The 6,620-nt window shown below is 41.9% G+C and carries 6 protein-coding genes; 1 reads left to right on the top strand and 5 read right to left on the bottom strand.

Going from position 1 to position 6,620, the window contains the following annotated elements; genetic code table 11:
- Positions 1-488 precede the first annotated feature (488 nt).
- Together rplA and rplK are read right to left on the bottom strand one after the other, a co-directional pair.
- Positions 489-1,178 carry a 50S ribosomal protein L1 gene (gene rplA, locus PHA78_RS03175; RefSeq protein ID WP_004194879.1) on the bottom strand — a complete coding sequence of 230 codons (690 nt, stop codon included), beginning with the start codon at positions 1,176-1,178 and terminating at the stop codon, positions 489-491.
- Between the two features lie 40 nt (positions 1,179-1,218).
- Positions 1,219-1,644, bottom strand: coding sequence for a 50S ribosomal protein L11 (rplK, locus tag PHA78_RS03170; protein ID WP_002935890.1), 426 nt, complete (start codon positions 1,642-1,644; stop codon positions 1,219-1,221).
- Positions 1,645-1,798: 154 nt separating this feature from the next.
- Here rplK and PHA78_RS03165 point away from each other — a divergent pair, with 154 nt between their 5' ends.
- On the top strand, positions 1,799-2,167 hold the full coding sequence (locus tag PHA78_RS03165) for a DUF3397 domain-containing protein (protein ID WP_023369732.1): 369 nt from the start codon (positions 1,799-1,801) through the stop codon (positions 2,165-2,167).
- 207 nt (positions 2,168-2,374) lie between these two features.
- Here the strand turns inward: PHA78_RS03165 and gloA2 are convergent, their stop codons facing one another.
- The 3 genes from gloA2 to PHA78_RS03150 all read right to left on the bottom strand — a co-directional run bounded on the left by gloA2 (position 2,375) and on the right by PHA78_RS03150 (position 6,615).
- Complete coding sequence (gene gloA2 / locus PHA78_RS03160; protein ID WP_105150606.1) at positions 2,375-2,761, bottom strand: SMU1112c/YaeR family gloxylase I-like metalloprotein; 387 nt, start codon at positions 2,759-2,761, stop codon at positions 2,375-2,377.
- Positions 2,761-5,130 (bottom strand): FtsK/SpoIIIE family DNA translocase, encoded by a 2,370-nt coding sequence (locus PHA78_RS03155; RefSeq protein WP_272158435.1) that lies wholly within the window; start codon positions 5,128-5,130, stop codon positions 2,761-2,763. The genes gloA2 and PHA78_RS03155 overlap by 1 nt, the downstream gene beginning before the upstream one ends.
- Before the next feature lie 126 nt (positions 5,131-5,256).
- Positions 5,257-6,615, bottom strand: coding sequence for a glycoside hydrolase family 32 protein (locus PHA78_RS03150; protein WP_272158434.1), 1,359 nt, complete (start codon positions 6,613-6,615; stop codon positions 5,257-5,259).
- Positions 6,616-6,620: the final 5 nt, after the last annotated feature.

Below are 6,620 nucleotides of genomic sequence, written 5' to 3'. Positions count from 1 at the left end.
GAACTAGTTCAGTTTACATATCTTACTAGGTATCCTCCTCTCTTTTCCAACTAACGCAACGACAAAAGGCGGAAACTTCTGTCCGAAGTCCGCCACAAAAAAACTATAGAAAATCAAAAAGACAGTCTACACCTATCTGTCTGTCTGTCTGTCTGTCTGTCTGTCTGTCTGTCTGTCTGTCTAATGGTAAGACATTTCATAAGAACTGTCAACTCCTTATATCAATGCGTTGTAAGTAGTTTACCATACATTTTAAATTTTTTCAAGTATTTTTGCAATCGATTATAAGGTCGCAGACAAAACTTTCGAGCAAGCGTATGGTTTATGATGGTTTGAATTAGGAAATGGACATGTTTGAGTTATAGTATCAGTAGCCCACTTCCAAAATAACTTTAGAGTTCTCAAATTGATAAACTCAGATGTATACTGTTTCTAATTCATATTCCTTATAGAAAAAAAAGACTGCCCGAAGACAGTCTTACTGATCATTAAAGTGAGTTAGGATCAACTTTGATACCAACACCTTGTGTTGTTGTGATTGATACTGAAGTCATGTAAGTACCTTTAGCTGTAGCTGGTTTAGCTTTAGCCATTACATCGTGGAAAGCTTTGAAGTTTTCAACGAGTTTGTCAGCGTCAAATGATACTTTACCAATAAGAGCTTGTACGATACCTGCTTTGTCAGCACGGTAAGTGATTTTACCACCTTTAGACTCTTCAACTGCTTTAGCAACATCCATAGTTACTGTACCAGTTTTAGGGTTTGGCATCAAGTTACGTGGACCAAGTACACGACCAAGACGTCCAACAACAGCCATCATATCTGGAGTTGCGATAACAACGTCAAAGTCCAACCAACCACCGTTGATTTTAGCAACAAGGTCATCTTCACCAACAAAGTCTGCACCAGCAGCTTTTGCTTCTTCTGCTTTAGCACCACGTGCGAAAACAAGAACGCGTGAAGTTTTACCAGTACCGTTTGGCAATACCATTGCACCACGGATTTGTTGGTCTGCTTTACGTACGTCGATGTTCAAGTTGTAAGCAACTTCAACTGACGCATCAAATTTAGCGAAGTTAGTTTCTTTTGCAAGAGCAACAGCTTCTTCTACGCTGTAAAGTTTTGTGCTGTCGATTTTTTCAAGAGCAGCACGCAAGTTTTTGCTTTTTTTAGCCATGTTATATGTCTCCTTGTAATCAGATAATCTTGGGTGCTACTTAGTCAGTAACAGTGAATCCCATAGAACGAGCAGTACCTTCGATCATACGCATTGCAGCTTCAAGAGATGCAGCGTTCAAGTCAGGCATTTTAGTTTCAGCAATTTCTTGTACTTGTGCACGAGTAACTGTTGCAACTTTAGTTTTGTTTGGTGTACCTGAACCTTTTTCAACACCTGCAGCTTTTTTCAAAAGAACAGCAGCTGGTGGTGTTTTAGTGATGAAAGTGAATGATTTATCTTCATACACAGAGATAACTACTGGGATAATCATACCAGCTTGGTCAGCTGTACGAGCGTTAAACTCTTTTGTGAATCCCATGATGTTGATACCTGCTTGACCAAGTGCTGGACCGACTGGTGGAGCTGGAGTAGCTTTACCTGCAGGAATTTGAAGTTTTACGAGTTTTTCGACTTTTTTAGCCATGATATAAAATCCTCCTATTGTGGTTTTGGCGGTAATTAAAGATTTTTACCTCCCACAAATATGTGTTTTACACATACCTTTTCATTATACACGAATTTCAAAGAAATGCAAGCTTTAGGTTTACTTTTTTTCACATTTTTTATAGAATGAATGTATGTTTGAATCGATTATATTTTTAAAAATAGTAGCCTTTCTATTCATCTTTCTAACCTTGGCCATTTCGATAATTGCTGTCAAGTTTTTTAGGTTGCAAAACCGAGGATGGAACTTTGCAGACATTGCCTTTCCTCTCTATGCAATTGAATTTTATCTGATTTCGGACAAGGCCTACTATAACAGTCTACTGCCTCAGCTTGTCCTAGCCCTCTCACTACTAGCGATTGGTCTTTGTGGTTTCTTCCTTTTAAAGAAAAAGAATTTTTTATATCGCCGTTTCTTCAAGGTTTTCTGGCGAGCTAGTTTTATCTTGACTTTTTTGATGTATCTAGCTTTGGTTATTGCGGTCTTCGCTTTAAAATCCTAAAATCATCCATCCTCTCATAGATGGCATAATAAATCCCCAGTGCAGGCGCAGTGGGGATTCTTTTTTATACTAAATCAGAATAGGCGACGTAGATGCAAATAGAACTGACCTTCATCAAAATCAAGTCAACAGCGTATGATTTTGATTTTCTAAGAGTATTAATTAGTTGTCATATTGAAAGGCCTCTCTGGGCATGAAAAGATGGACTTATTCATGAATTTCTAGAGGGAGGCCATCTGGATCAAAGAAGAAGGCCATTTTTTTACCATCAAAATCATCTGTTCGCAGGACTTCATGTCGGATGTCCAAACGGTCAAACTCTTCCAGGCAAGCCTCCACATCTGCAACCTGGAAGGCTAGATGGCGTAGACCTGTATGTTCAGGATTGGGCATGGCCGGACGCATTGGCGCATCTGGTTTGATGAAAATTTCCAAAACCAAATTGCCTTTTTTGACATTGAAGAGAATATCATTTTTTTCTGAGCGAATATGCTCATCCACCTGTTCAAAGCCTAGTTTCTCAACATAAAATTCTCTTGTCTTGTCATAGTCACTACCGATAATTGCAATATGATGAACTGCTTCAAATTTCATTATTGTGTTTCCAATACCTTTCTAGGTTTTGTTCCTTCAGCTGGACCAATGACACCCGCTGCTTCTAGCTCTTCCATGAGGCGTGTTGCCCTGTTAAAACCAACAGACAAGCGTCGTTGAATCATAGAGGCACTGGCTTTTTGTGTCTCAACTACCAAGGCACGTGCTTCGTTGAAAAGTGGATCTCCTCCAGCATCACCAAAACCTGTATCGCCATCACCTTCTGCCACTTCACCTGGATCAAAGGATTCATCATAATCTGCATCTGCCTGATCCTTGATAAAGCCAACTATTGCTTCTACATCATCATCGGATATAAAGGAACCTTGCAAGCGGACTGGATGGTTTTCATCAATCGGTTTAAAGAGCATGTCACCACGACCCAAGAGTTTTTCAGCACCGTTTTCATCTAGAATCGTCCGACTGTCTGTACCGCTTGATACGGCAAAGGCGATACGAGATGGGACATTGGCTTTAATCAAACCTGAAATAACATCAACAGATGGTCGCTGGGTAGCAAGAATCATGTGGATACCTGCTGCACGAGCCTTCTGTCCCAAGCGAATAATAGCATCCTCCACTTCCTTGCTGGCTACCATCATCAAGTCTGCCAACTCATCTACGATTACCACAATGAGAGGAAGCGGAATCTGTTTTTCTTCTGAACGGCTATTAAATTCCTCGACCTTCGCATTATAACCTTCCAAGTTTCGGACACCAATTTGGCTAAACAACTCATAGCGTTTCTCCATTTCATCCACTACTTTTTGAAGAGCTCGAGCAGCCTTGCGTGGGTTGGTCACAACGGGAATCAATAGGTGGGGAATATCATTATAGACCGATAATTCGACCATTTTGGGGTCAATCATCATGAACTTAACTTGGTCTGGACCAGCTTTCATTAGAATTGAAGAGATGATACCGTTGACAGCAACAGACTTCCCTGAACCAGTTGAACCAGCCACCAATAGATGGGGCATACGTGCTAGGTTAAAGGAACGGACGGAACCATTGACAGCCTTACCGAGAGGAATTTCCAGAAGTTTGTCTGGGTCTGTTTTAGATTGTTCCCAGAGCTCACGGAAAGGTACTGTAGCCACTTCGGAGTTTGGAACTTCAATACCGACCAGTGATTTTCCCGGGATAGGAGCTTCAATACGGACATCTTTAGCCGCAAGGGCTAGAGCCAAATCATCAGCTAGGTTAGAAATCCGATTGACACGGACGCCGACTGCTGGTTTGACTTCATACTTGGTTACCGATGGTCCAATCTCAGCACGCTCAACTACTACCTTGATTCCAAAACTAGCAAAGGTGTCTTCTAAAACTTTAATATTCTGACGAACAATTCGTTTTTCATTGGACTGACTCTTAGCTTTTATAGGAGCAAATAAGTCTATGGACGGAAGTTTATATGCTAGTCTCTGCTTAGGCTTGAAATCAATCTCCACATCTGTCTCGTCCTTTTCAAACTCATTTGGTTCAGAAGCCTGGCTTGCCGAGTTTGATTGTGCTGGTTGGTCATCTTCTGCCAACATAATAGGAAATTCATCTTCTATGTCTAAGTGGTCATACTCTGAAATAATCGGTACTTGAACAGGCTCTTCTTCGAGGATTTCACCCGTTTCTAAATCGACATGTCTATCTACCAGTGCCAAAGCCCGAGCTGACTCTTCCTCTTCCTCTAGACGAAGGCGTTCCTCTTCTAGACGAGCTAATTCTTGCTGACGTTTTTCTTCTCGTTCAGCCTTCTTCTGTGTTCGAAGCTCTGCTCTTTTTACCTGCGTCTCCACCAACTTATCTTTGGCAACCGCCAAGCCATCGGCAACATCATAAACAGACCATGGGCTTACAAAAAAGATACCAAATACTATCACTAGAAGACCGATGAAGAAGGAACCGACATTTGCAAAGAGGAAGGAGACTGGCAGATAGAAGATACTTCCAATCATCCCTCCGCCTAGAAATGCTGTTACCTGAAACTTAGCTAGGTCTGACAAGGCCAATTTTAGAGTATGACCGAATAAGTCACTCCCTTGGTAGGTCCAATCTAAGTAAGCCTGAAATTCAATTAATAACCCGATAACAATCAGCCAGAAGCCCGATATGGTCCCTTCTCTTTCGCGTAAGACTTTGGGAATAAGAAGGTAGATAAATGCACCCGCCAATAATAGATAGGCCAGACTACCAAATAATAGCCGGAAAATATTGTAGCTGGTCACTCCAAACACACCTAGGCGACTGGCTGCAAAGGCAATGAATAAAAGCCCCAATACTCGAAGGGTGATATTTTTAACACGTTCTTGCTGTGCTAATTCTGCCTTGGTTGGTCGCCTCGTAGCCTTTCCTTTTTTACTTGTCTTTCTCATAGATACCTCAACTTTCTCAATCTCTTTATTCTATCATAATTGAGAATATTTTTCATATCAGAAAAAGTCCTGCATTATACAGGACTTCTCTTGGAGTGAAAGAATAATTTAAGAGGGCAAATAATATTATAGAGCGTTTAGAATAATCTGACCTTCTACGTAGAAGGTTGATGTCAAGGTTTCTTGACCATCGTTAATAAAGATTTCCAAACAGTTGGTGTCAACCAAGACCTCTAGCTCTGTCGCTTGAACCGTGACCGCTCGACGAACAGTTGACCATTCCTCCTCACCAACTTGCTGGATTTTGAGAGAGCTACGGTCAATATAGACTTCCTGTCTTTCTTTATCATAGCCAAATTGCAGGTAATCTTGGTCGCTTCCAAGTTTTAGTTCCAAACTGTCTTCCAGTCTAAGAGAGAGCTTGCTTGGACCTTGGATACTTTGTCCAATTTCAATATCCTTGAAGGCTTCCAGAACACTTGCTGGCAGAACTTGGTGCAATCCGTTTTCAGTCTTCTTGAGAATGCGTGGAAGGGTCATCTGACCGTACCACTTATGGCCAAGGTCATTGGTCACCAACTTGCGACCCCAAGTATGCATCCAGGCTACCATGATACGTTCGCCTTCTGGACCTTCGGTAGTCTGAGCTGCGTAGAAGTCATGTCCGTGGTCAATTTCCTTAAAGGAATCTGCCACAAAGACCTTCTTATCCCAGTCCACATGACCGCTCACAAATATATTAGAGTTTAGATTACTAAAGTCGTTACCATCTTTTTGGTAGCGCATTGGTGAAACAATCAGGTACTCCTGCCCATCTACTTCAAAGTAATCAGGGCATTCCCAAACGTGACCTTGGTGAACATCACCTTTTAAGAAGATCGACTCAAATTGCCAGTCCAGCAAATCGTCAGATCCTAGTAGGACAATACAGCCAACACCGTCTTTATGCTTGGTTGCTACAACAGAATAGTAGCGACCATCTTTCTCGAAAATCTTCGGATCACGAAAGTCATTGGCAATGACTTCTTCTGGCAAGAGTTCCTCCGTCGCAACAGGGTTCTGTGCTATTTTTTCAAAATGAATCCCGTCTGTCGAATAGGCCATGTTCTGCACCTGTCTGACAGAGCCGTCTTCATTGACGATATGACCTGTGTACATGAGCCAGAGGACATCATCTTTGACAATGGCAGAGCCCGAGAAACAGCCGTCTTTATCGTAAGCTTTATCAGGAGCTAGGGCAACTGGAAGCTGTTCCCAGTTGACCAAGTCCTTACTTTTCGCATGCCCCCAGTGCATCGGTCCCCAAACACTCTCGTAAGGGTTGAATTGGTAGAAGAGATGATATTCTCCACGGAAGTAGATAAATCCATTGGGATCGTTCATCCAGCCTGTTTCTGGTGTCAGATGGGCTTGCGGTTTGAAAATCGGATTGACCTTTCCTTTTTCTGTCTGAATAAATTGATTGGCTTCTACTACTGTTTTCACAGGCA

The sequence above is a fragment of the Streptococcus sp. HN38 genome (genome assembly GCF_028335765.1).
In the GTDB taxonomy this organism is placed as follows: domain Bacteria; phylum Bacillota; class Bacilli; order Lactobacillales; family Streptococcaceae; genus Streptococcus; species Streptococcus suis_P.
The sequence above is the reverse complement of the archived record's forward strand: the minus strand, read 5'-3'. Positions and strand labels throughout refer to the sequence as shown.

Coding starts and splice junctions, on each gene's coding strand:
- PHA78_RS03155 (WP_272158435.1), bottom strand. CDS start 5,130: ATGAGAAAGACAAGTAAAAAAGGAAAGGCTACGAGGCGACCAACCAAG.
- PHA78_RS03165 (WP_023369732.1), top strand. CDS start 1,799: ATGTTTGAATCGATTATATTTTTAAAAATAGTAGCCTTTCTATTCATC.
- rplK (WP_002935890.1), bottom strand. CDS start 1,644: ATGGCTAAAAAAGTCGAAAAACTCGTAAAACTTCAAATTCCTGCAGGT.
- rplA (WP_004194879.1), bottom strand. CDS start 1,178: ATGGCTAAAAAAAGCAAAAACTTGCGTGCTGCTCTTGAAAAAATCGAC.
- gloA2 (WP_105150606.1), bottom strand. CDS start 2,761: ATGAAATTTGAAGCAGTTCATCATATTGCAATTATCGGTAGTGACTAT.